The following is a 23,494-nucleotide window of genomic DNA, read 5'->3' on the forward strand; positions in this document are numbered from 1 at the left end:
TCCCGCACTCGAATCAGCCTCCAGGACGCCACGCGTCCTTGGTTGTATTACGTCAGCTCTTGCCAGAGATTGTCACGTGTTTGATGTCGACCGGGTCCTTCGGAGCCCCGGAGCCGTCGCCCATGCCTCCGGGCAGGACGCCCTTCTTGCTGACATCGTCGAGGATTTCGATCCCCTTTGTGACGGTACCGAATGGTGTGTACTCCGCGGGGAGCTGCAGGTCGCCGAAGATGATGAAGAACTGGCTGCCCGTGGTGCCGGGCGCCTGGCTCTTGGCCATGGCGACCACGCCGCGGGTGTACTTGGCGCCCGAGAGGTTCTCCTCGGCCAGCCGGTAGCCCGGCCCGCCCTGGCCGTCGGTCTGGCTCTTGCCGTCCGCCTTGGCCAGCGGGTCGCCGCACTGCAGCATCGGGAAGTTCGCCGGGCCCAGGCGGTGGCACTTGGAGCCGTCGAAGAACTTCTTCTTGGCCAGGAACGCCATGGAGTTGACCGTGCAGGGCGCCTTGGCGGTGTCCAGGGCCACCACGATGTCGCCGTGGTTGGTCTCCAGGGTCATCGTCTTGGCGTTCTTGTCCGGCTTCGCGGGCGGCATGCCGACGTTCTTGGCCGGGCCGCCGTTGGCGTCGGCGACGTAGTCACAGGTGCCGGTGGCCGCGTCGTACGGCTTGGGTCCCGCCGCCGCCGAGGGGGCGGCGGAGGCGGAGGCGGGGGCCGAGGGCGTCGCCGCCGCGGCCTGGGTCTTGGCGTCGCCGCCCCCGACCACCGCCACGGCCGTGAAGATGCCGCCGACCACCACCAGGACACCCACGGTGGTGGCGACGACCGCCACCTTCTTCTGCTGGGCCTGCCGCTCGGCGCGCCGGCGTATCTGCCGTTCGTAATGCTCTCGTGCCAGCTGCTTTTGACGGTCCTTGCCGGTCGCCACCGCTGTGTCCTCCCGACTGTCCGAGTTGGTCGTGTTTGGTCGCCTCACTGGACGACCGCCACCTTTATGGAGTGGGCGAATCGTATCGGCCCACGGGTCATGGTTCGCAGCCCGGCGACCCGCACCGGTACCCTTCGGTTACATTCCCATCCGCTTTCCTTGACGAGATCGATCACACCGAGGACCGCTTCCGTGCTCATCGACGGCTTTCCCGCAGGCTCCCTGCAGGCCAACTGCTACGTGGTCGCGCCCGCCGCCGGCGAGGAGTGCGTGATCGTCGACCCAGGTCAGGACGCCGTCCGGGGCCTGGACGACATGCTGCGCGAGCACCGGCTCAAGCCGGTCGCCGTGCTTTTGACGCACGGTCACATCGACCACATGTGGTCGGTCGCGCCGGTCTGCGGAGCGAGGGACGTGCCCGCCTGGATCCACCCCGAAGATCGTGATCTGCTGAGCGACCCCGGCAAGGGCCTGTCGCTCATGACCCGTCAGCAGCTCTTCGGCGGGCTGAGCTTCACCGAGCCGGACGACGTGCGCGAGCTGTCGGACGGCGCGGTGCTCGACATCGCCGGCATGGCCATCACCGTCGACCACGCGCCCGGGCATACCAGGGGGTCGGTGACGTTCAGGCTTCCAGGAGAGCGTGTGATGTTCTCCGGGGACCTGCTGTTCGCCGGCTCCATCGGGCGCAGCGACCTCCCGGGCGGTGACTACCCGACCATCTTGCGCAGTCTGGGGAGCGTCTGCCTGACGCTTCCGGACGACACGACGGTGCTGCCCGGTCACGGACCACAGACGACGATCGGCCGCGAACGCGCGACGAACCCGTACCTCGCCGAGGCGGCGCCGTTCGCGGGCCCAACCAGGGGACTGTAGATGAGCTTTCAGGCGCCCAAGGGCGTACCAGAATATCTGCCGCCGCGTTCCGCGATCTTCCTCGCGGTCCGCGACGCCTTCTCCACGGCGGCCGAGAACGCCGGCTACTCCTACATCGAGGTGCCGGTCTTCGAGGACACCGAGCTGTTCGCCCGCGGCGTCGGCGAGTCGACCGACGTCGTGACCAAAGAGATGTACACCTTCGCCGACCGGGGCGGCCGGTCGGTGACGCTGCGGCCGGAGTTCACCGCCGGGGTGATGCGCTCCACTCTGGAGCACGGCCTGCACACCGGCCAGCTCCCGGTCAAGCTGTGGACCACCGGCCCGGCCTTCCGCTACGAGCGCCCGCAGGCGGGCCGCTACCGCCAGCTCCAGCAGTTCGACGTCGAGGCCATCGGCACCGAGGACCCGGCGGTCGACGCCGAGACCATCGCCCTGGCCTGGGCCGGCTACCAGGCCCTCGGCCTGACGCGGGTGCGGCTGCTGCTCAACACTCTGGGCTGCAAGCAGTGCCGCCCGGCCTACCGCGCAGCCCTGCAGGACTTCCTGCGCGGGCTCGACCTGGACGAGGCCACCCGGGCCCGCATCGAGGTCAACCCGCTGCGGGTGCTGGACGACAAGCGCCCCGAGGTGCGGGCGCAGGTCGAGAACGCGCCGCTGATCACCGACCACCTGTGCGCGTCCTGCAAGGCCCACCACGACCGCGTGCGCTCCCTGCTGGAGGACCTCGGGGTCCCCTGGGAGGACACCCCCCGGCTGGTACGCGGCCTCGACTACTACACCCGCACGACCTACGAGTTCGACCACCCGCTGCTCGGCGCCCAGTCGGGCATCGGCGGCGGCGGCCGCTACGACGGGCTGTCGGAGGACATCGGCGGGCCGGCGCTGCCGGGCATCGGCTTCGCCGTGGGCGTCGACCGCATCATCATGGCCGTCGAGGCCGAGGGCCTGGCCCAGCGGGCGCCCGCCCGCGTCGCGGTGTACGGCGTGCCGCTCGGCGAGGAGGCCGCGCGGCGGATGTTCACCCTCGTCAACGCGCTTCGCGCCGCCGGCGTGTCCGCCGACATGGCCTTCGACGGCAAGGGGCTCAAAGGCGCGATGAAGGGCGCCGACCGCTCCGGGGCCACGTACGCGGTGATCCTCGGCGAGCGCGACATCGCCGCCGGGTCCGCGCAGGTGAAGGACCTGGCGAGCGGCGAACAGACCGCCGTGCCACTCGCCGAGATCGTCTCGACTCTGAAGGAGAAACTGACCAAATGATCCGCACGCACACCGCCGGATCGCTGCGCAGAGAACACGCCGGCCGACAGGTCACGCTGGCCGGCTGGGTGGCGCGCCGCCGCGACCATGGCGGCGTCGTCTTCATCGACCTGCGCGACGCGTCCGGTTCGGCGCAGGTGGTCTTCCGCGAGGAGGACCACGCGCACGACCTCCGCTCGGAGTACTGCGTCAGGATCGTCGGAGAGGTCCGCGCCCGGCCCGAGGGCAACGAGAACCCCGACCTGCCCACCGGCGAGATCGAGGTCGTGGCCTCGGAGGTCGAGGTGCTCAGCGAGTCCGCGCCGCTGCCGTTCCCGATCGAGGGCGGCACCGGCGTCTCCGAGGAGGCGCGGCTGAAGTACCGCTATCTGGACATGCGCCGCCAGCAGGTCGGCAACGCCCTGCGCATCCGCTCCACCGCCACCTACCTGGCCCACGAGGTCATGCGCGAGCACGGCTTCCTGTACGTCGAGACCCCCGACCTCACGCGGTCCACCCCCGAAGGCGCCCGCGACTTCCTGGTGCCGGTGCGGCTGCAGCCGGGCAACTGGTACGCGCTGCCGCAGTCGCCCCAGCTGTTCAAGCAGCTGCTCATGGTGGGCGGCCTGGAGCGCTACTACCAGCTCGCCCGCTGCTTCCGCGACGAGGATCTGCGCGCCGACCGCCAGCCGGAGTTCACCCAGATCGACGTCGAGATGTCCTTCGTGGACCAGGACGACGTCATCGCCCTGGGCGAGGCGCTGATCGGGCGCATCTGGAAGGAGACGGTGGGCTACGAGCTGCCCACCCCGCTTCCCCGCATGACCTACGCCGACGCCATGGCCCGCTACGGCTCCGACAAGCCCGACCTGCGGTTCGGCTGCGAGCTGGTCGACATGACCGGCTACTTCGCCGACACCACCTTCCGGGTCTTCCAGGCGCCCTACGTCGGCGCGGTCGTCATGCCCGGCGGCGCCTCACAGACCCGCAAGGAGCTGGACGCCTGGCAGGACTGGGCCAAGGCCCGCGGCGCCAGGGGCCTCGCGTACGTGCTGGTCCAGGCCGGCGGCGAGCTCGGCGGCCCGGTCGCCAAGAACCTCACCGACGGCGAGCGCGCCGGGCTGGCCGAGGCCGTCGGCGCCTCGGAGGGCGACGCGGTGTTCTTCGCCGCCGGCCCGCGCGGCCCCTCGCGCGACCTGCTGGGCGCCGCCCGCCTGGAGATCGGCCGGCGCTGCGGCCTGATCGACGAGTCGCTGTGGAGCTTCCTGTGGGTCGTCGACGCGCCGATGTTCGAGCCGGTGGTGGACGAGGTGGGCCGCCAGACCGGCTGGACGGCCGTGCACCACCCGTTCACCGGCCCCAAGCCCGAGTTCGCCGACACCTTCCACGAGCGTCCCGGCGAGGCTCTGGCCTACGCCTACGACATGGTGTGCAACGGCATGGAGATCGGCGGCGGTTCGATCCGTATCCACCGGGCCGAGATGCAGCAGCGGGTCTTCGAGGTGCTCGGCATCTCCAAGGAGGAGGCCGAGAGCAAGTTCGGCTTCCTGCTGGAGGCGTTCAAGTACGGCCCGCCGCCGCACGGCGGCATCGCCTACGGCTGGGACCGCATCTGCATGCTGCTGGCGGGCGGCGACTCCATCCGCGACGTCATCGCCTTCCCGAAGACCGCCTCCGGCTTCGACCCGCTGACGGCCGCTCCGACGCCCATCACCCCCGAGCAGCGCAAGGAGGCCGGGGTGGACGCCGGACGGGCCCCTGGGGCCGCCACGGAGGCGCGCAAGGCCACCGGGTGACCGCCGCCGCGGTCCGCTGAGACGCCGGTCCGCTGAGACGCAAGAGAGCCCCGGCGCGCGTGGCGCGCCGGGGCTCCGCTGTGCTGACAGGTGCCCGCCGGCTAGCGGGTGATCCGCAGGTCCTTGATGACCACCGGGAGCTTGGGGGCGTTGGAGCCCTCGCCCCGCACGTCGGCGAGGGGGTCGCCGTTGAAGGGGATGATGCCGCCCTTGGCGATCTTGTCGATGACGTCCATGCCCTTGGTGACGACCCCGAACGGCGTGAACGCGGCGCCCGAGGAGGTCAGCTGGGTGTTCTCGTCCGAGAAGGAGATGAAGAACTGGCTGCCGTTGGAGTTGGCGTCCTCCGAGGCCTGCGCCATCGCCACCGTGCCCCTGCCGAGCGGGATGCCGCCGAGGTTCTCGTCGGCGAACAGGTAGCCCGGGCCGCCGGTGCCGTCGGTCGCGTGCTTGGCGTCGCCCTTGGCCAGCGGGTCGCCGCACTGCAGCATGCCGAGGCCCACGGTATCCGGGGTCGCCAGACGGTGGCAGCGCGTGTTGTCGAAGAAGTTCTTCTTCGCGAGGAACTCGAAGGAGTTCACGGTGCACGGCGTCTGCGCGGTGGCGAGCTGGATGACGATCGTCCCCTGGTTGGTGGTGATCACCATGTTCTTGCCCCGTGTGTCGGGCTTCGCCGGCGGCGTGCCCACCTTCTTCGCCGGCGCTCCCGAGTCGTCCTTGCGGTATTCGCAGGTGGCGGCGGCCGGGTTGGCGCTGGCGCCGGTGCTGGGCACCGCGGCCGGGACGGAGGCCCCGGGCGACGCGGAGGCCGAGGCGGAGGCCGAGTCGGCGGGCGCGGCCGCGTCGGGCGCCTTGGAGTCGTCGTTCCCCATGAGTGTCACGGCGGCGATGACGCCGCCGGCCACGAGCACCACCCCCAGGAGGGCGCCGATGACCGTGTTCCGCCTGGAGTTGCCGGTGTCCTTGCTGCGCTGTTCCTGCCGCTCGCGGTGCTCCCGTGCCAGCTGGGTCTGGCGATCCACGTCGGTCACGGTATGCCTTCCATTTGCCGATAGATGACTTGATGTGCTCGGGAATCGTACCGGCCTTTACGTCGAGCCCGTATAAAACGCCCAGTTCGCATCGCCTGGTGGATCGTCCTTTGCCGGGCGGTCCAGCCTGGTTGCCGCGAGGAAAGTTGCCGTGCGGAACTTCTTATGGCGACTTGACGCCGGTTCCGGGATCATGGGGAGGCGGTGGAGGGGGACCGTGCCGCCGGCCCGGCCGGAACCACGCGCCGGCCGGATCCGTATATGGGGACGAACCACTGACAGGAGCCATGTGATGTTCGACCAGATTCTCGGACTGCCCGCCCACCCCCTCATCATCCATACCGCCGTGATCTTCATCCCGCTGCTCGCCGTGGGCGCGGTGGTGTACGGCGTCGTGCCCCGCGTGCGGCCCTCCATCGGCTGGGCCGTCGTCCTGCTCGCGATCGCCGCGCCGGCCGTCACCTTCGCGGCCAAGGAGAGCGGCGAGGCGTTCCTGAGCACCATGTTCGCGGGCGGTTCGCCGAGCGGGCCGCTGGCCGCGCGCATCGAGGAGCACGAGAGCTACGCCAACCCGCTGCTGTTCAGCACGCTAGGGCTGGGCGTCTCCTCGCTGCTGCTGGTCTACTCCTCCCGCAGACTGGGCAGGATGACCACCGCCGTACTGGTCGTGGTCACCGTGCTGCTCGCCGCCGCCGCCGGCTTCTACGTCCTGCGGGCCGGCCACACCGGGGCGACGGCGGTCTGGGCGCACTGAGGGCCGGCGCCGGCGCGGCCGTAGGCCCTCCCGCGCCGGCGGTAATGTCGACGCGTGGAGAGTTTGTTCGACTCGGCGGCGGAGGAGGCCCACAAGGGCCAGGAGCCGCTCGCGGTGCGCATGCGGCCGCGCGGCCTCGACGAGGTGGTCGGCCAGCGCCACCTGCTGGGCCAGGGCACCCCGCTGCGCCGTCTGGTCGAGAGCGAGGCCCCCATGTCGCTGTTCCTGTGGGGGCCGCCCGGCACCGGCAAGACCACCCTCGCCTACGTCGTCGCCGGGGTCACCAAGCGGCGCTTCGTCGAGGTCTCGGCCGTCTCGGCCGGGGTCAAGGACGTCAGAGCGGCCATCGACCAGGCCAAGCGCGAGCTCGGCATGACCGGCCGCCAGACGGTGCTGTTCGTCGACGAGGTGCACCGCTTCAACAAGGCCCAGCAGGACGCCCTGCTGCCCGCCGTGGAGAACCGCTGGGTCACCTTCATCGGCGCCACCACCGAGAACCCCTTCTTCTCGGTCATCTCGCCGCTGCTGTCGCGCTCGCTGCTGCTGACGCTGGAGTCGCTGACCGAGGACGACGTGCGCGCCGTCCTCGGCCGCGCCCTGACCGACCCCAGAGGCCTGGCGGGCGCGGTGACCCTGGCCCCCGAGGCCATGGACCACCTGGTGCGGCTGGCCGGGGGAGACGCCCGCCGCTCGCTCACCTACCTGGAGGCGGCCGCCCTGCTCGTCCCCGAGGGCGAGATCACCGTCGAGACCGTCGAGAAGGCCGTGGACAAGGCCGCCGTGCGCTACGACCGGCAGGGCGACCAGCACTACGACGTCATCAGCGCCTTCATCAAGAGCATGCGCGGCTCGGACGCCGACGCCGCCCTGCACTACCTCGCTCGCATGATCGAGGCGGGGGAGGACCCCCGTTTCCTGGCCCGCCGCATCATGATCTTCGCCTCCGAGGACGTCGGCATGGCCGACCCGACCTGCCTGCAGGTCGCGGTGGCCGCCGCCCAGGCCGTGCAGATGATCGGCCTGCCCGAGGGCCGCCTCAACCTGGCCCAGGCGGTGGTCCACTGCGCGCTGGCCCCCAAGTCCAACGCCGTCACCAGGGCGATCGGCGCCGCCTCCGACGACGTGCGCAGGGGGCTGATCGGCCAGGTGCCCGGCCACCTGCGCGACGCCCACTACCCGGGCGCGGCCAAGCTCGGCCACGGCAAGGGCTACAAGTACCCGCACGACTTCGAGCACGGCCTGGTCCGGCAGGACTACGCGCCGGAGGAGGTCCGCGACCGGCGCTACTACGAGCCCACCCGCCACGGCGCCGAAGGGCACTTCGCCGACCGGTGGGCCAAGATCCGCGAGTTCCTGCGCGGCGCCGGGTGAGCGTCCCGCCGGCCGCCGCCGGAGATCGCCGGAGATCCCGGCGGACGCGTGGCGAGCCCACTCCGCCGGGACCGTGCGACCCGCCGCTCCTCCGGGGCGGGGCGAGCCTCCCGCCGTCCACAGACTGGCGCGCTCAGCGCGGGCGCCACGCCCGGGCGCGATAGGGTCTCCCCATTCCATCGCCCCAGCCGGGTCGAACATCCGTAGGTCACCTACGAGGGGACGCATCGACATGCTTACCGCGGGAGAGGTCGCAGGCCTCATCGTCGCACTGTTCTGGGCGATATTGGTGTGCTTCATGGCCGTGGTGCTGGTGCGGCTGGCCCGGCTGCTCACCGAGACCGCCAAGATGGTCGCCGACCTGAGCGAGCGGGTCATCCCCCTGCTGGACGAGGTCAGCGTCACGGTCTCCGAGACCAACCGCCAGCTGGTCGCCGTCGAGGCCATAGCGGTCGACATGAAGCAGGTCAGCGGCAACATGGTCAAGGTCACCGGCGTCGCCTCGACGCTGCTGGCCAGGCCGCTCATCAAGGTCGCCGCGCTGCTGCACGGCCTGCGTGCCGCGTTCACCGGCCGCCGCGGGGGCGCCGCGTTCCAGGCGGGCGACAGGCGGTGGCGCGCGTGATCCGCCGGCTGTTCTACATGGCCCTGGGCGCGTACATCGCGGTCTGGGTGATGCGTAAGCTGCAAGCGTTGAAGCCCGACCACGTCGCGCGCCGCACGGCCGACCGCGCCATGGGCCTCGCCGAGGAGGCGCGCCTTCTCGCCGGCGACGTCCGGCGCCTGGCGGCCGGCAGGGAAACCGAGTTGCGAGCGCGCTTCGGCATCGACAGTGTTGAACAAACCCACGTAAACGACGTAAAGGATGGCCGCTGAGATGGAGTCGGCAGAGATCGCCCGCCGCTTCCTGCGCTTCTTCGAGGAGCGCGGTCACACTGTCGTGCCCTCGGCCAGCCTTGTCGCCGAGGACCCGACGCTGCTGCTGGTCAACGCGGGCATGGTGCCCTTCAAGCCCTACTTCCTGGGCCAGAAGAAGCCGCCGTTCCCGAGGGCGGCCAGCGCCCAGAAGGTCGTGCGCACGCTCGACATCGACGAGGTGGGCAAGACCACCCGGCACGCCAGCTTCTTCCAGATGCTCGGCAACTTCTCCTTCGGCGACTACTTCAAGGACCAGGCCCTCCCGTACGCCTGGGAGCTGCTGACCAGGCCCGAGTCCGAGGGTGGCTTCGGCTTCCCCGAGGAGCGCCTCTGGGTCACCGTCTACCACGACGACGACGAGGCCTTCGACATCTGGCACAACAAGGTCGGCATCCCCGCCGAGCGCATCCAGCGCCGCGGCCTGGCCGACAACTACTGGCACATGGGCGTGCCCGGCCCCGGCGGCCCCTGCTCCGAGATCTACTACGACCGCGGCCCCGACTACGGCAAGGAAGGCGGCCCGGTCGCGGACGAGAACCGCTACCTGGAGGTCTGGAACAACGTCTTCATGCAGTTCCAGCTCAGCGCGGTCCGCAGCAAGGTCGACTTCGACGTCTCGGGCGAGCTGCCCGCCAAGAGCGTCGACACCGGCATGGGCCTCGAGCGCATGGCGGCCATCCTGCAGGGCGTCGACAACATCTACGAGATCGACACCACCTACAAGATCCTCGACCGGGCGGCCGAGCTCACCAAGTCCCGCTACGGGCGCAACGCGCGCGCCGACGTCTCGCTGCGCGTCATCGCCGACCACCTGCGGGCCGGCGTCATGCTCGTGGGCGACGGCGTGCTGCCCTCCAACGAGGGCCGCGGCTACGTCCTGCGCCGCATGCTGCGCCGCGCCATCCGCAACCTGCGCCTGCTCGGCGCGGGCGAAGAGCGCTACATGCACGAGCTCACCGCCACCACCATCGAGGCGATGGGCCAGCAGTACCCCGAGCTCAAGGCCGACGCCGCCCACCTCCACACGGTGATCGACGCCGAGGAGGTCTCCTTCCTCGGCACCCTGCGCACCGGCACCGCGATCTTCGACGCGGCGGTCGAGGAGACCAAGCGCAAGGGCACCGCGACGCTCGCGGGCAGCCAGGCGTTCCAGCTGCACGACACCTACGGCTTCCCCATCGACCTGACGCTGGAGATGGCCTCCGAGCAGGGCCTGCAGGTCGACGAGGAGGGCTTCCGCCGCCTCATGGACGAGCAGCGCCACCGGGCCAAGGCCGACTCCGCGGCCAAGAAGACCGGCAACGCCGACATCTCCGTGCTGGGCGAGATGCTCGACCGCGCGGGCAAGGTCGACTTCCTCGGCTACGACCTGACCACCGCCGAGGCCACCGTCATCGGCCTGCTCGTCGACGGCGCCTCGGTGCAGGCGGCGGGCGCGGGCACCATGGTCGAGGTCGTCCTCGACCGCACCCCGTTCTACGCCGAGGGCGGCGGCCAGCTGTCCGACCAGGGCGCGATCGGCACCGGCGGCGCGCACGTCGACATCGTGGACGTCCAGTCGCCCTTCGCCGGCCTGGTCGTGCACCGCGGCAAGGTCCGCGACGGCGAGATCCGCGTGGGCGACCAAGCGCACGCCGAGATCGACATCGAGCGGCGCCGGGCCATCTCCCGCAGCCACACCGCGACCCACCTGGTGCACCGCGGGTTCCGCAACGCGCTCGGCGAGAGCGCGGCGCAGGCCGGCTCCGAGAACTCCCCGGGGCGCTTCCGCTTCGACTTCACCGCGGCCGGCGCCGTCCCGCCGAGCGTGCTGCGCGACGTCGAGGACGAGGTCAACGCCATCCTGATCAACGACCTGAAGGTCCACGCCTACCACACCTCGCTCAACGAGGCCCGGTCGATGGGCGCCCTGGCGCTGTTCGGCGAGAAGTACGGCGACGAGGTCCGCATCGTCGAGGTCGGCGACTACTCCCGCGAGCTGTGCGGCGGCACCCACGTCGCCAGCTCCGGCCAGCTCGGCCTGGTCAAGGTGCTCGGCGAGGCGTCGATCGGCGCCGGCGTGCGCCGGGTCGAGGCCCTGGTCGGCATCGACGCCTTCCGCTTCCTGGCCCGCGAGAGCGTTCTGGTGGCCCAGCTCAGCGAGCAGCTCAAGGCCCGCCGCGAAGAGCTGCCCGAGCGCGTCGAGGGCATCGTCACCCGCCTGCGCACCGCCGAGCGCGAGCTGGAGAAGCTCCGCTCGGCCCAGGTGCTCGCGGTGGCCGGCGAGCTCGCGGCCTCCGCCCGCGACATCGAGGGCGTTTCGGTCGTCACCCACCGCGCGCCTGACGGCACTTCGCCCGATGACCTGCGTAAACTCGCCCTAGACGTGCGCGGCCGGTTCCCCGGTGACCGCGCCGCGATGATCGTGATCGCTGGTGTTCCCGCCGACCGGCCGGTCGTGGTCGCCGCTGTGAACGATGCGGGGCGCGCCCGGGGGCTCAAGGCCGGGCGACTGGTCGGCGTCGCCGCCAAGGCACTTGGGGGTGGCGGTGGCGGTAAGGATGACGTCGCGCAGGGCGGTGGCGCCCGTCCGGAGGCGATCGGTGACGCGCTCGGCGCCGTCGAGCACGCGGTCCGGGAGGCCCTGTCCTGAACACCGGCGCCCGCATCGGGAGCCCGCCGTGAGGGCGGGCGTCCGGCTCGGCGTCGACGTGGGTTCCGTCCGCGTCGGGGTGGCCCGCAGCGACCCCTCGGGTCTGCTGGCCACCCCCGTTGAGACCGTGCGCCGGGGGCGGGGCGACCTCGACCGCATCGCCGCGATCGCCGGCGAGCACGAGGCCGTCGAGATCGTCGTCGGTCTGCCCACCTCGCTGTCGGGCCGCGAGAGCCACGCGGCGGCCGCGGCGCGCGAGTTCGCCGTCCGGCTGGCCGTCCGGCTGGCGCCGACGCCGGTCCGGCTCTACGACGAGCGGCTGACCACCGTGACCGCGCAGCAGGGGCTGCGCGCCAGCGGCGTGAAGGCCAAGAACCAGCGCGAGGTGGTCGACCAGGCGGCCGCCGTGGTGCTGCTGCAGGCCGCCCTGGACGCCGAGCGGGCGAGCGGCGCCCCGCCGGGCAGACCCGTCGAGCCGCCGGGGCGCCGCCCCGGCGGGGAATCGAGCGCCGGGCCCGCGCGGTGACCCGCCAGGCGGGCCCCGGCGGCCCCGGCGATCCGGATGCTTCCCCTGATGTGCCCGATGTGAAGCGGGACCATTGGAACGTTCCGCCGGGCCCGGACGAGGCCGATGGGGAACGGGACGGGCGCGAGCGGCAGGACGGGCCGCCGGACGGCCCTGACAGGCCCGACGATCCCGAGGACCCCGGCGACCTGATCGCTTTCAGCGACGAGGGCGGCGAGGACGACGAGCGGGCCCGCGCCGACCGCGGGCGCCGCGGGCTGCTCCTGCTGGTCGCAGGCGGCAGCGCCGTGGTGATCGCGGCCGGGCTGGCCGGCGCGCTCACCCTGTTCCGGCCGCTGATGAGGCCCGCCGACTTCGAGGGCAGGGGCACCGTCCCGGTCGTGGTCGAGATCGCGCCGGGCGCGAGCGCGGGGCAGATCGCCGAGGTCCTGGTGAAGGCGGAGGTGGTGGCGAGCGCACGCGCGTTCGTGCACGCCGTGGAGGAGCGCGGCCAGTCCGGCAGCCTGCGGCCGGGACGCTACCTGCTGCGCAAGCGCATGGCGGCCGCCTCCGCGCTGGACTCGCTTCTCGCGCCGCAGTCCAGGATCCGCAAGCGGGTGACGGTGCCCGAGGGGCTGCGCGCGGCCGAGGCCGTCGCCCGGCTCGCCAAGGGATCGGGCCTGCCCGCCGCCGAGCTGTCCAAGGTGCTCGCCCGCCCCGCCGACCTCGGGCTGCCCGCCTACGCCAAGGGCGCCGCCGAGGGGTTCCTGTTCCCCGCGACCTACGACATCGAGCGCACGACGACTCCCCGCGACCTGCTGCGGTCGATGGTCCGCCGGTTCAGGCGCGCCGCCGCCCAGGTCGGGCTGGAGGCCGAGGCCGCGCGCCTGCGCCTCACGCCGCGCGAGGCGGTGGTGGTCGCCAGCATCGTGCAGGCGGAGGGGGGCAGGGAGGCCGACTATCCGAAGATCGCCAGAGTCATCTACAATCGCCTCGCGTCCGGAGCCAAGCTGGAGATGGACAGCACGGTGATGTACGGCCTGGGCAAGCACGGCATCGTGGCGTCGAACGCCGAGATCAAGCGCGACACCCCCTACAACACCTACATGCACCCCGGGCTGCCGCCCGGGCCGATCAGCAACCCCGGTGAGGCGGCGCTCAGCGCGGCACTTCGTCCGGCAAAGGGTGATTGGTACTGGTTTGTCACGGTCGACCCACAGCGTAGAATCACGAAATTCACTGACAAAGAGAGTGAGTTCGTGAAGTACCGAGAAGAGCTGCACAAACGTCTCGGGCAGCACCACTGATGCCCGGCGGTACGGCCGTCCCCTCCCGTACACGCCCGGTGACGCGGACCGGCGCGACCCCCGGCGCCGGACCGACCGGCCATACGGTAGGTCCTGCCGATTGTGAGCACTGGCTTGACGGCGGGCCGGTCCGACCGGGAGATTGGCGAACGCACCCATGAACGATCTCGACCTCGATAGCTTGCTGGGTGCCGAGGACGACGAAGGTCCCCGGCGCCGGTCTCGTGGTTCCCGATCCGCCCAGAGGCGCAGCAAGAAGCGCCAGCGGCGCCAGCGGCGCAAGGGCTTCGTCGCCTTCTTCGTTGCGATCGTCATCATCATCGGAGTCCTCGGCGTCGGCGGCTACTACGGCTACAACTGGATCCGCGGCGTCACGATCCCCAAGGACTACACCGGCCAGGGCTCCGGCGAGGTCCTCGTGGAGATCAAGGAGGGGCAGAGCGCCACCGACATCGCCCAGACCCTGGTCGACCAGGGCGTCGTGGCGAGCGAGCGGGCGTTCATCAACGCCATCGGCGCCGCCGGCAAGAGCGCCTCCCTCCAGCCGGGCGAGTACAAGCTCCGCAAGGGCATGGCCGCGGCCAACGCCGTCCCCCTCCTGGACCCCAAGCGCCGCCTGCAGACCACCCTCACCGTGCGCGAGGGGCTGCGGCTCTCCCAGATCTTCCAGCAGCTCTCGACCGCGACCGGCAAGCCCGTGCGCGACTTCGAGAAGGCCGCCAAGGACGCCGAGGCGCTTGACCTGCCGTCCTACGCCAAGAAGCGGCTCGAGGGCTTCGCCTTCCCCGCCACCTACGAGGTCTCGCCCAAGTCGGCCCCCGAGGACCTGCTGGCCGCGATGGTCGAGCGGTACAAGAAGGCCGCCGACGACGTCGGCCTGGTGGCCGGGGCCCGGCGGGTCGGCCACACCCCGATGGAGGTGCTGACGATCGCGAGCATCGTGCAGGCCGAGTCGGGCAGCAAGCGCGACATGCCGAAGGTCGCCCGGGTGATCTACAACCGGCTCCAGCGCACGCCGCCGATGCTGCTGCAGATGGACAGCACCGTCATGTACGGCCTGAACAAGTTCGGCGTCTCGGCCACGCACGCCGATCTGAAGAGCAAGTCGCCCTACAACACCTACGCGCGCCCGGGCCTGCCGCCGGGGCCGATCACCAACCCCGGCGAAGACGCCATCAAGGCCACGCTTAAGCCGGCCGACGGGCCCTGGCTGTTCTTCGTCACCACCGACACCAAGCGCGGCATCACCAAGTTCACCGACTCCCAGGAAGAGCACGACAGGTTCGTCCAGGAGTTCAACCGCAACCAGGCGGGCGGCTGATGGAGCGCCGCGCCGCGGTCCTGGGCTCGCCGATCGCGCACTCGCTGTCGCCGTGCCTGCACCGCGCCGCCTACCGGGCGCTCGGCCTTACCGGCTGGCGGTACGACGCCATCGAGTGCGACGAGGCGGACCTGGCCGGGCTGATGGCCACGATGGGCCCCGAATGGGCCGGGCTTTCGCTCACCATGCCGCTCAAGCGGGCGGTGCTGCCGCTGCTGGACACCGTCGCCGACCTCGCCGTGCGGGTGGGCGGGGTCAACACGGTGGTGTTCCGGGACGGCGCGCGGCACGGCGAGAACACCGACGTGCACGGCATCGTCCGTGCGCTCACCGAGGCGGGGGTCGCGGCGCCGCGCTCGGCGACCATCCTCGGCGGCGGCGCGACGGCCGGCTCCTCGCTCGCCGCCCTGCGCGAGCTGGGGCTCCAGGAGGCGACGCTGGTCGTGCGCGACCGGTCGCGGGCGGAGGAGACCGCACAGGTGGCCGACCGGCTCGGCATGGCCCTGTCGGTCCGGCGCTTCGACGAGCTGGGCGCCGCCCTCGACGCCGACCTGGCCATCTCGACTCTGCCGTCGGGCGCGGCGGACGCCTACGCCGAGGCCGTGGCGGTCGTGCCCGCCGTCTTCGACGTGGTCTACGCCCCCTGGCCCACCCGGCTCGCGCGCGCCGTCCGCGACAAAGGCGGGACGGTCGTCAGTGGCTTCGCCATGCTGCTCCACCAGGCCGTCCGCCAGGTCGAGCTGTACACCGGCCAGGCCCCCGTACCGGTGGACCCGGTGCGCGCCGCCGGCGAGACCGAACTGCTCAGGCGATCGGCCCGGACACACTGAGCGTCCGACCCCTGGTGAACGGCCGTTTCGTCGCCCTCTGCACCGGAAATCTCGCACAGGGTGACAGGGGTGTGGGACGATTCGGCGGGGGCGCGGTGTTGTGGTAATGTTACTGCTTGATCGGTCCGGCGTGCGCGCTGGACGCGCAAGCGGAGGTCTTCCTCCCACCTGATCGGCTGCCAGGCTGACGGGTCAAGGATCACTACCGGACTACTCCGGGGAGCTCTCGATCGATGATCTGAGAGCTCGGTGGCCCCGCATGCGCGACGTGCGGGGCTTTTCGCTTTCCGGCGTGAGGCCCCATGGCACGGTCGAGCACGAACGCGGAAATGCCAGGTACCTAGGAGGTCCCATCAGCACTGAGCCCCGCATCAACGAGCGCATTCGTGTGCCCGAGGTCCGCCTCGTGGGCCCGAACGGCGAGCAGGTCGGCATCGTCTCCATCGGAGACGCCCTGAAGCTGGCCCAGGAGTCCGATCTCGATCTGGTCGAGGTCGCGGCCACGGCTCGTCCGCCCGTGTGCAAGCTCATGGACTACGGCAAGTTCAAGTACGAGTCCGCCATGAAGGCACGCGAGGCGCGCCGTAACCAGGCGCACACGATCATCAAGGAGATCAAGCTCCGGCCGAAGATCGACCCGCATGACTACGAGACCAAGAAGGGTCACGTCGTGCGGTTCCTCAAGGCGGGGGACAAGGTCAAGGTCACCATCATGTTCCGCGGGCGTGAGCAGTCCCGCCCCGAGCTGGGCTTCCGGCTCCTGCAGCGGCTGGCGGAGGACGTGACGGAGCTCGGCTTCGTCGAGTCCCAGCCCAAGCAGGACGGCCGAAACATGATCATGGTGATCGGGCCGCACAAGAAGAAGGCCGAGGCCAAGGCCGAGAAGGCCGCCGCGCGCGCGCGGACCGACGACCTGGCGCATGACGACCTGGCGCATGACGACCCGGCGCATGACGACGTGAGCGTCGGCGCCGACATGGCGGGGGCTTCGGAACCGCAGGAGTGACGCGGCCCGCCTGACGATCCGGCGGCGAGCGTAGAGGACACCGACACCGGGTGAGGTGCCACAGCCGGCCGAACGGCCTGGCTGGGGTACCTTGACCCGGGATATCGGCACGGACGAACGAGGGAGAGACGGCTGAGATGCCGAAGATGAAGACGCACAGCGGTGCGAAGAAGCGGTTCCGCCTCAGCGGCAGCGGCAAGATCATTCGCCGGCGCGCGAACCGTGCCCACTACAACGAGTGGAAGTCGTCGACGCTGACGCGCCGTCTGAAGCCTGAGGTCGTCATGTCCGATGCCGACACCAAGAAGATCAAGAAGCTGCTCGGTAAGTAACCGAACCCCCGGGGAGATAGAACAATGGCACGCGTAAAGCGGGCGCTCAACGCCAAGAAGAAGCGCCGCGTCGTCCTCGAGCGGGCGAGTGGTTACCGGGGTCAGCGGTCGAGGCTGTACCGCAAGGCCAAGGAGCAGATGCTCCACTCCTTGACCTACGCCTACCGCGACCGCAAGGACAAGAAGGGCACCTTCCGGCGGCTGTGGATCCAGCGCATCAACGCCGCGGCGCGCGCGAACGGCATCACCTACAACCGGTTCATCCAGGGCCTGAAGGCCGCCGGTGTCGAGGTCGACCGCAAGATCCTCGCCGATCTCGCCGTCAACGACAGCCAGACCTTCGCCACGCTGGCCGAGACCGCCAGGAAGGCGCTTCCGGCCGACGTGAACGCGCCGGCCGCGAGCTGATCGCGACGCACGTCCTGGTGAACGACTCGTTCTCTCGCGGAGCGGGTCGTTCACTGTTTTCCGCGTCGTTTTCCGGGTTGTCGCGGCGGGCCATGCCGCGGCGGTCCGGGGGTTGCTAAGGGGGCACATGGCCGGGTCCGAGCTGACCAATGTCAAGTCGCCGCGGGTCAAGGCCGCCAAGCGCCTGACCAAGCGGGCGTTCAGAGACCGCGACCGGTCCTTCCTGGCCGAGGGCCCGCAGGCCGTCAGGGAGGCGCTGGCGCTGCCCGGCGTCGCGGTCGAGCTGTTCACCACCGCCGAGGCCGAGAGCAGGCACGCCGACATCGTGACCGCCGCCCGGCTGGCGGGGGTGCCGGTGCACGGCGCCAGCGGCGAGGTCATGGCCGAGCTGGCCCAGACGGTCACGCCGCAGGGGCTGCTCGCGGTCTGCCGTTTCGTGCACGTCCCGCTCGCCGAGGCCGTCACCGAGACGGCCGGGCTCGTCGCCGTGCTCGCCCACGTGCGCGACCCCGGCAACGCCGGCACCGTCCTGCGCACGGCCGACGCGGCGGGCGCGGACGCGGTGGTGTTCACCGACGCCTCGGTGGACCCCTACAACGGCAAGTGCGTCAGGGCCAGCGCCGGCAGCCTGTTCCACCTGCCGGTGGTCACCGCGGCCCCGGTGGCCCAGACCGTGCGCCACCTGAAGGACAAGGGCTTGCGGGTGCTGGCGGCCGACGGGGCGGGCGACAGGACGCTCGACGACGTGGACCTCGCCGGGCCGACGGCGTGGATCTTCGGCAACGAGGCGTGGGGGCTCCCCGAGGAGATCCTCCGCCTGGCCGACGACGTCGTCCGGGTGCCCATCTACGGGCGCGCCGAGAGCCTCAACCTGGCCACGGCGGCCGCCGTCTGTCTCTACGCCTCGGCGCGGGCCCGCCGCACCGGTTGACCCCTGCGGTCCGCCCGGAAATTCGTTACCGGACAACTCGCCATGTTTCGGGCGAGGCATGGCGTCCCGCGCTGGCGCGGGGCTGCCGCCGGGTACGGGAAACCCGCTATTGTCGGCGCTGTAGGGGTCGAGGGAGGCGATAGTGCGCGGCGAGCAAACCCACCGGCGGGGCGCCGATGCCGCGTGCTCGATCGACGTCGACGACCTTCCCGAGGGCGTCATCGTGGCCGACGGCCGCGGCCGGGTGGTGGCCTTCAACCGGGCCGCCTGCCGCCTCACCGGCGTGGGGGGCGACGCCGTCGTCGGCAAGTACTTCCCCGACGTCCTGCCCTTCCGCGACGACGACGGCCGCGACTGGTGGAAGTGGCTGGACGCCTACGGAGGGCTGCGCATCCGCAGCCGCCAGCCCGAGTGCTCCCTGTATCTTCCCGGCGGCCACGAGCTGCTGGTCGCGGCCCGGTTCGTCCGCAGGCCCGCGCGGGGTGGGGAGGTCGAGCGCGTCGTGGTCACCCTGCGCGACGCCGCGGCGCGCGCCCGCCTCGAGCGCAGCCGGGCCGACCTGGTCTCCACCGTCGCCCACGAGCTGCGCTCCCCGCTGACCAGCGTCAAGGGATTCACCGCCACGCTGCTGGCCAAGTGGAGCCGCTTCACCGACGACCAGAAGCGCGTGATGCTCGAGACCGTCAACGCCGACGCCGACCGGGTCACGCGGCTGATCACCGAGCTGCTCGACGTCTCGCGCATCGAGTCCGGCCGGCTGCAGATCCACCGCCAGGTGGTCGACGTCCCGGCCCGGGCCCGCAAGATCATCGCCGGCCGGGTCGCCGCGGGCGAGCCGGAGGACCGCTTCCGCCTGGAAACGCGCGGCGAGCTCCCCGAGATGTGGCTCGACCAGGACAAGATCGACCAGATCCTCGGCAACTTGCTGGAAAACGCGGTGCGCCACGGGCGAGGTACGGTGACGATAGTGGTGGAGCCCGTCGAGTGGGGAGTCGCCGTGTCCGTGCGTGACCAGGGTGAGGGTGTGGCACCCGAGCTGGCCTCGCGCGTCTTCCGGCAGTTCTGGCGCGGCAACGGGCGCCGCCGCGGCGGCACGGGCCTCGGCCTGTTCATCGTCAAGGGCCTGGTGGAGGCCCACGGCGGCACGATCACCGTGCAGCGGGCGCCCGGCGGGGGCGCCGAGTTCCGATTTACCATGCCCGCCGGCACCCCCGACTTCGCCTGAGGCGTCGGGACAGGCCGGTGGGCGACACCACGCCGGCATCCGCCGGCTCGGCCGCGTCGCGTCCGGCGCCCGACCGCGGCAGCGGTCGCGGGGTCCGGCCGCGGTCAGGAGGCTGTGAGCGCCGCCCCGTTCGCGCATGATCGTGGTGGTCGTCCACAGCGCACCGTTCGTGGCCGGTCCGCCACTCTGGACGGACTAGACTCGTGCCCGCTCAAGCCCTGGATACGGAGCTCTCTCTTGTCGAACACCTATGACCCGGTCGAGGTGACGCCGTTGCACGCCGACGAGGTGGCGCGCATGGAGGCCGAAGCCGTAGCCGCCATCGACGCGGCCGCCGACCTCGACGAACTCAAGCAAGTGCGGCTCGCCCACGCCGGTGACCGGTCGCCGATCGCGCTCGCCAACCGCGAGATCGGCGCCCTTCCGCCCCAGGCCCGCGCCGAGGCGGGCAAGCGCATCGGCGGGGCGCGCAAGACCATCGGCGAGGCGCTCACCGCCCGGCAGGCCGTGCTGACCGCCGAGCGCGACGAGCGCGTCCTGGTCGAGGAGACCGTCGACGTCACCCTGCCGTGGGACCGCCGCCCGCGCGGCGCCCGCCACCCGCTCACCACCCTCCAAGAGCGCATCGCCGACGCCTTCGTCGCCATGGGCTACGAGGTCGCCGAGGGGCCTGAGCTGGAAGGCGAGTGGTTCAACTTCGACGCGCTCAACATCGCGCCCGACCACCCGGCCCGCTCCGAGCACGACACCTTCTTCGTCGGCTCGGTCGACTCCGGCATGGTGCTGCGCACCCAGACCTCCCCGGTGCAGATCCGCGCGCTGCTGTCGCGCGAGCTTCCGGTCTACGTCGTCTCGCCGGGCAAGGTCTTTCGCACCGACGAGCTCGACGCCACGCACACCCCGGTGTTCCACCAGGTCGAGGGGCTGGCCATCGACGAGGGCCTGACGATGGCCCACCTGAAGGGCACGCTCGACCGGTTCGCCGAGGTCATGTTCGGCCAGGGCATCAGCACCCGGTTCCGGCCCAACTACTTCCCCTTCACCGAGCCGTCGGCCGAGATGGACCTGCGCTGCTTCGTCTGCCGGGGCGCCTCGGCCGTGCCGGGCAACCCGCCCTGCCGCACCTGCAAGTCCGAGGGCTGGATCGAATGGGGCGGCTGCGGCATGGTCAACCCGCGCGTGCTGGTGGCCTGCGGCGTCGACCCCGAGCGCTACAGCGGGTTCGCCTTCGGCATGGGCGTCGAGCGGACCTTGATGTTCCGCAACAACGCCGAGGACATGCGAGACATGGTCGAGGGAGACGTGCGCTTCACGCTCCCGTTCGGTATGGAGGCCTGATGAAGTTCCCGCTCTCCTGGCTGCGGGAGTACGTCGACCTGCCGGCCGCCAACGCCCACGAGGTCGCAGAGAAGCTCACCGCCGCCGGGCTCAAGCTCGAGTCGATCGAGTCGGTCGGCGACGACATCAAGAACGTCGTCGTCGGCGAGGTGCTGTCCATCGAGGAGCTCGCCGGGTTCAAAAAGCCCATCCGCTACTGCTCGGTCGAGGTCGGCGAGGCCGCGCCGCGCTGGCTGATCTGCGGCGCCACCAACTTCGCCGTGGGCGACCGCGTCGCGGTGGCGCTGCCGGGCGCCGTCCTGCCCGGCGGGTTCGAGGTCGGGTCCCGCAAGACCTACGGCCACGTCTCCGACGGCATGATCTGCTCGGCGCGCGAGCTCGGCATCGGCGAGGACCACAGCGGCATCCTCATCCTGCCCGCCGACACCCACCTGGGCGCCGACGTGGTCGAGCTGCTCGGCCTGCGCGACGACGTCATCGAGCTGGAGGTCACCCCCGACCGCGGATACGCCCTGTCGATCAGGGGCGTCGCCCGCGAGGTCGCCACCGCCTTCGGCGTGCCCTGGCGCGACCCGGCCGACATCGAGCCGCCCGCCTTCGACGACGAGGCCCACCCGGCCTCGATCGCCGACCCGACGGCCTGCGACCGGTTCGTGCTGCGCTCGGTGTCCGGCTTCGACCCCTCGGCCGAGACTCCCATGTGGATGCAGGTGCGCCTGGCCCGCGCGGGCATGCGCCCGGTGTCGCTGGCCGTCGACGTCACCAACTACCTCATGCTCGAGCTTGGCCAGCCGCTGCACGCCTTCGACCGTTCCCGGCTCACCGGGCCGATCGTGGTGCGCAGGGCCGAGCCGGGCGAGAGGCTCGAGACGCTCGACCACGTCGTGCGCGAGCTGTACCCCGAGGACATCCTGATCACCGACTCCTCCGGGGCGATCTCCATGGCCGGCACGATGGGCGGCCTGGCCACCGAGATCTCCGGCGAGTCCACCGAGCTGGTGATCGAGGCGGCCCACTTCTCGGCCACCGGCACGGCGCGCATGTCGCGCCGCCACAACCTGGTGAGCGAGGCATCGCGCCGGTTCGAGCGCGGCGTCGACCCCGAGCTGCCGCTGTACGCCTCCTGGCGCGCGGTGCAGATGCTGGTCGCCTTCGGCGGCGGCACCGCCGAGGCCGGGGTCACCCACGCCTTCGTCGACGTCGAGCCGGCGACGATCGTCATCCCGGCCGATCACCCCGACCGGGTCGCCGGCGTCGCCTACGGCCGCGACACCGTCGTGCGCCGCCTCGAGCAGGTCGGCTGCACGGTCGTCGCCCAGGGCGCCGCGAGCGGCCAGGCGGGCGCCGAGGCCGTCCCGGCCGACGTGCTCGAGGGTCCCGCCCGGCCCGACCCGGCCGAGCTGCTGGTCGTGACGCCGCCCTCCTGGCGTCCCGACCTGACCGACCCCAACGACCTGGCCGAGGAGGTCATCCGGCTCGAGGGCTACGAGCGCCTGCCCTCGGTGCTGCCCGCCGCCCCGGCCGGGGCCGGGCTGACCGAGGTCCAGCGGCTGCGCCGCCGCGTGGGCCGCGCGCTCGCCGCCGCCGGGTACGTCGAGACGCTCGCCTACCCGTTCATCGGCGCCCGCGACCTGGACGGCCTGCAGCTCCCCGCGGACGACGCGCGGCGCCGCACCCTGCGCCTGGCCAACCCGCTGAGCGAGGACGAACCGCTCATGCGCACCACGCTGCTGCCCGGCCTGTTCAAGACGCTGGTCCGCAACGTCGGGCGCGGCTTCGGCGACGTGGCGCTGTTCGAGTCCGGGCTGGTCTACCGGCCCGAGCCCGGCGCCCCGGCCAAGGCGCCTGTGCTCGGCGTCGAGCGCCGGCCGTCGCAGGAGGAGCTGGACGGCATCGCCGCGGCGCTGCCCCGCCAGCCCCTGCGGGTCGCGGTGGTGCTCGCCGGCGAGTTCGACCGCTCCGGCTGGTGGGGCCAGGGACGCCCGGCCGGCTGGTCCGACGCCGTGGAGGCCGCGCGCATGGTCGTGCGGGAGGCCGGGCTGGAGCCCGTGGTCCGCGCCGACCGGCACGAGCCGTGGCACCCGGGCCGGTGCGCGGCGCTGTACGTGGGAGAGGCATTGGTCGGTCACGCCGGCGAGCTGCACCCGCGCGTCGTCGAGGCCTTCGGCCTGCCGCCGCGCACGTGCGCGATGGAGCTCGAGCTCAGCGTCCTGGAGGCCGCCCTGCCCGGGGCGGTGCAGGCGGTGCCCGTCTCCTCCTACCCCGTCGCCACGCAGGACGTCGCGCTCGTCGTCCCGGCAGGGGTGCCGGTCGCGCAGGTCGAGGCCGCGCTGCGCGAGGGCGCGGGCGATCTGCTGGAGTCCATCCGGCTGTTCGACGTCTACACCGGGGCGCAGGTGGGCGAGGGCAACAAGTCCCTGGCCTACACCCTGCGCTTCCGCGCCGCCGACCGCACGCTGACCGTCGAAGAGACCACCGCCGCCCGCGACGCCGCGGTGGCCCAGGCGACCACCAGCACCGGCGCCCACCTCCGCACCGCCTGACCCGCCAAGGAGCGGGATGGCCTCACCCATCCCGCTCCTGCTCCTCAACGACCCAAGGGGGCGGAGTGAACGCCCACACACTCCGCCCCTGACCGTTACTTGTCCGCTGTACGCGGGCAGCCGGTTCCGTTGGCGTGGCCGACTCCCTATCCCGCCGAAGGCTCGATTCCGCCGGCGCCGGGTCGGTGGGAAGTCGGTACGGCGAG

Annotated in this window: 21 protein-coding genes; 19 read left to right on the top strand and 2 right to left on the bottom strand. The window is 71.7% G+C overall.

What is annotated here, in order from left to right:
- Positions 1-52 precede the first annotated feature (52 nt).
- Positions 53-925: a peptidylprolyl isomerase gene (locus ABZT47_RS27290; protein ID WP_354847858.1), complete on the bottom strand. Its 873-nt coding sequence runs from the start codon at positions 923-925 to the stop codon at positions 53-55.
- A gap of 192 nt (positions 926-1,117) precedes the next feature.
- Between ABZT47_RS27290 and ABZT47_RS27295 the strand changes: the two genes are divergently transcribed.
- The 3 genes from ABZT47_RS27295 to aspS are packed head-to-tail and all read left to right on the top strand — an operon-like array spanning position 1,118 to position 4,836.
- A complete protein-coding gene (locus tag ABZT47_RS27295; RefSeq protein ID WP_354847861.1) occupies positions 1,118-1,801 on the top strand; it encodes an MBL fold metallo-hydrolase in 684 nt (227 codons plus the stop codon).
- Complete coding sequence (gene hisS, locus ABZT47_RS27300; protein ID WP_354847863.1) at positions 1,802-3,061, top strand: histidine--tRNA ligase; 1,260 nt, start codon at positions 1,802-1,804, stop codon at positions 3,059-3,061.
- Entirely contained in the window at positions 3,058-4,836 is a 1,779-nt protein-coding gene (aspS, locus tag ABZT47_RS27305) for an aspartate--tRNA ligase (protein WP_354847866.1), read from the top strand. The genes hisS and aspS overlap by 4 nt, the downstream gene beginning before the upstream one ends.
- A 101-nt stretch (positions 4,837-4,937) precedes the next feature.
- Here aspS and ABZT47_RS27310 read toward each other — a convergent pair whose 3' ends face one another.
- On the bottom strand, positions 4,938-5,858 hold the full coding sequence (locus ABZT47_RS27310) for a peptidylprolyl isomerase (RefSeq protein ID WP_354847869.1): 921 nt from the start codon (positions 5,856-5,858) through the stop codon (positions 4,938-4,940).
- 301 nt (positions 5,859-6,159) lie between these two features.
- Here ABZT47_RS27310 and ABZT47_RS27315 point away from each other — a divergent pair, with 301 nt between their 5' ends.
- The 16 genes from ABZT47_RS27315 (at position 6,160) to ABZT47_RS27390 (ending at position 23,288) form a co-directional block, all read left to right on the top strand.
- Complete coding sequence (locus ABZT47_RS27315; protein WP_354847872.1) at positions 6,160-6,621, top strand: DUF2231 domain-containing protein; 462 nt, start codon at positions 6,160-6,162, stop codon at positions 6,619-6,621.
- Positions 6,622-6,675: 54 nt separating this feature from the next.
- A complete protein-coding gene (locus ABZT47_RS27320) occupies positions 6,676-7,992 on the top strand; it encodes a replication-associated recombination protein A (RefSeq protein WP_354847875.1) in 1,317 nt (438 codons plus the stop codon).
- Positions 7,993-8,224: 232 nt separating this feature from the next.
- Entirely contained in the window at positions 8,225-8,617 is a 393-nt protein-coding gene (locus ABZT47_RS27325; RefSeq protein WP_354847877.1) for a DUF948 domain-containing protein, read from the top strand.
- Positions 8,614-8,868, top strand: coding sequence for a hypothetical protein (locus ABZT47_RS27330; protein WP_354847880.1), 255 nt, complete (start codon positions 8,614-8,616; stop codon positions 8,866-8,868). The genes ABZT47_RS27325 and ABZT47_RS27330 overlap by 4 nt, the downstream gene beginning before the upstream one ends.
- 1 nt (position 8,869) lies before the next feature.
- Positions 8,870-11,542, top strand: coding sequence for an alanine--tRNA ligase (gene alaS, locus ABZT47_RS27335; RefSeq protein WP_354847883.1), 2,673 nt, complete (start codon positions 8,870-8,872; stop codon positions 11,540-11,542).
- A 28-nt stretch (positions 11,543-11,570) separates the two neighbouring features.
- Positions 11,571-12,068 (top strand): Holliday junction resolvase RuvX, encoded by a 498-nt coding sequence (gene ruvX / locus ABZT47_RS27340; protein WP_354847886.1) that lies wholly within the window; start codon positions 11,571-11,573, stop codon positions 12,066-12,068.
- Positions 12,069-12,127: 59 nt separating this feature from the next.
- Complete coding sequence (gene mltG, locus ABZT47_RS27345) at positions 12,128-13,354, top strand: endolytic transglycosylase MltG (protein ID WP_354847890.1); 1,227 nt, start codon at positions 12,128-12,130, stop codon at positions 13,352-13,354.
- Positions 13,355-13,511: 157 nt separating this feature from the next.
- Positions 13,512-14,675: an endolytic transglycosylase MltG gene (gene mltG, locus ABZT47_RS27350; RefSeq protein WP_354847893.1), complete on the top strand. Its 1,164-nt coding sequence runs from the start codon at positions 13,512-13,514 to the stop codon at positions 14,673-14,675.
- Positions 14,675-15,505 carry a shikimate dehydrogenase gene (locus ABZT47_RS27355; protein ID WP_354847896.1) on the top strand — a complete coding sequence of 277 codons (831 nt, stop codon included), beginning with the start codon at positions 14,675-14,677 and terminating at the stop codon, positions 15,503-15,505. Before mltG (ABZT47_RS27350) ends, ABZT47_RS27355 begins: the two co-directional genes overlap by 1 nt.
- Before the next feature lie 352 nt (positions 15,506-15,857).
- A complete protein-coding gene (gene infC, locus ABZT47_RS27360) occupies positions 15,858-16,511 on the top strand; it encodes a translation initiation factor IF-3 (RefSeq protein WP_354847975.1) in 654 nt (217 codons plus the stop codon).
- 137 nt (positions 16,512-16,648) lie between these two features.
- Complete coding sequence (rpmI, locus tag ABZT47_RS27365; RefSeq protein WP_189163794.1) at positions 16,649-16,843, top strand: 50S ribosomal protein L35; 195 nt, start codon at positions 16,649-16,651, stop codon at positions 16,841-16,843.
- Positions 16,844-16,867: 24 nt separating this feature from the next.
- Complete coding sequence (gene rplT / locus ABZT47_RS27370) at positions 16,868-17,251, top strand: 50S ribosomal protein L20 (protein ID WP_354847900.1); 384 nt, start codon at positions 16,868-16,870, stop codon at positions 17,249-17,251.
- Positions 17,252-17,378: 127 nt separating this feature from the next.
- Entirely contained in the window at positions 17,379-18,182 is an 804-nt protein-coding gene (locus ABZT47_RS27375) for an RNA methyltransferase (protein ID WP_354847903.1), read from the top strand.
- Positions 18,183-18,324: 142 nt separating this feature from the next.
- Entirely contained in the window at positions 18,325-19,407 is a 1,083-nt protein-coding gene (locus ABZT47_RS27380) for an ATP-binding protein (RefSeq protein WP_354847906.1), read from the top strand.
- Between the two features lie 297 nt (positions 19,408-19,704).
- Positions 19,705-20,745: a phenylalanine--tRNA ligase subunit alpha gene (pheS, locus tag ABZT47_RS27385; RefSeq protein WP_354847977.1), complete on the top strand. Its 1,041-nt coding sequence runs from the start codon at positions 19,705-19,707 to the stop codon at positions 20,743-20,745.
- Positions 20,745-23,288, top strand: a complete 2,544-nt coding sequence (locus ABZT47_RS27390; RefSeq protein WP_354847908.1) for a phenylalanine--tRNA ligase subunit beta — start codon at positions 20,745-20,747, stop codon at positions 23,286-23,288. The genes pheS and ABZT47_RS27390 overlap by 1 nt, the downstream gene beginning before the upstream one ends.
- The last annotated feature ends 206 nt before the right edge of the window (positions 23,289-23,494 follow it).

Origin of the sequence: Sphaerisporangium sp. NPDC005289, assembly GCF_040607455.1 — a bacterium.
Classification (GTDB): domain Bacteria; phylum Actinomycetota; class Actinomycetes; order Streptosporangiales; family Streptosporangiaceae; genus Sphaerisporangium; species Sphaerisporangium rhizosphaerae.

Bases quoted from the DNA above. Each gene is read 5' to 3' on its own strand.
- hisS (WP_354847863.1), top strand. From the start codon at position 1,802: ATGAGCTTTCAGGCGCCCAAGGGCGTACCAGAATATCTGCCGCCGCGT.
- aspS (WP_354847866.1), top strand. From the start codon at position 3,058: ATGATCCGCACGCACACCGCCGGATCGCTGCGCAGAGAACACGCCGGC.
- ABZT47_RS27315 (WP_354847872.1), top strand. From the start codon at position 6,160: ATGTTCGACCAGATTCTCGGACTGCCCGCCCACCCCCTCATCATCCAT.
- ABZT47_RS27325 (WP_354847877.1), top strand. From the start codon at position 8,225: ATGCTTACCGCGGGAGAGGTCGCAGGCCTCATCGTCGCACTGTTCTGG.
- alaS (WP_354847883.1), top strand. From the start codon at position 8,870: ATGGAGTCGGCAGAGATCGCCCGCCGCTTCCTGCGCTTCTTCGAGGAG.
- mltG (WP_354847893.1), top strand. From the start codon at position 13,512: ATGAACGATCTCGACCTCGATAGCTTGCTGGGTGCCGAGGACGACGAA.
- ABZT47_RS27355 (WP_354847896.1), top strand. From the start codon at position 14,675: ATGGAGCGCCGCGCCGCGGTCCTGGGCTCGCCGATCGCGCACTCGCTG.
- rpmI (WP_189163794.1), top strand. From the start codon at position 16,649: ATGCCGAAGATGAAGACGCACAGCGGTGCGAAGAAGCGGTTCCGCCTC.
- rplT (WP_354847900.1), top strand. From the start codon at position 16,868: ATGGCACGCGTAAAGCGGGCGCTCAACGCCAAGAAGAAGCGCCGCGTC.
- ABZT47_RS27375 (WP_354847903.1), top strand. From the start codon at position 17,379: ATGGCCGGGTCCGAGCTGACCAATGTCAAGTCGCCGCGGGTCAAGGCC.
- pheS (WP_354847977.1), top strand. From the start codon at position 19,705: ATGGAGGCCGAAGCCGTAGCCGCCATCGACGCGGCCGCCGACCTCGAC.
- ABZT47_RS27390 (WP_354847908.1), top strand. From the start codon at position 20,745: ATGAAGTTCCCGCTCTCCTGGCTGCGGGAGTACGTCGACCTGCCGGCC.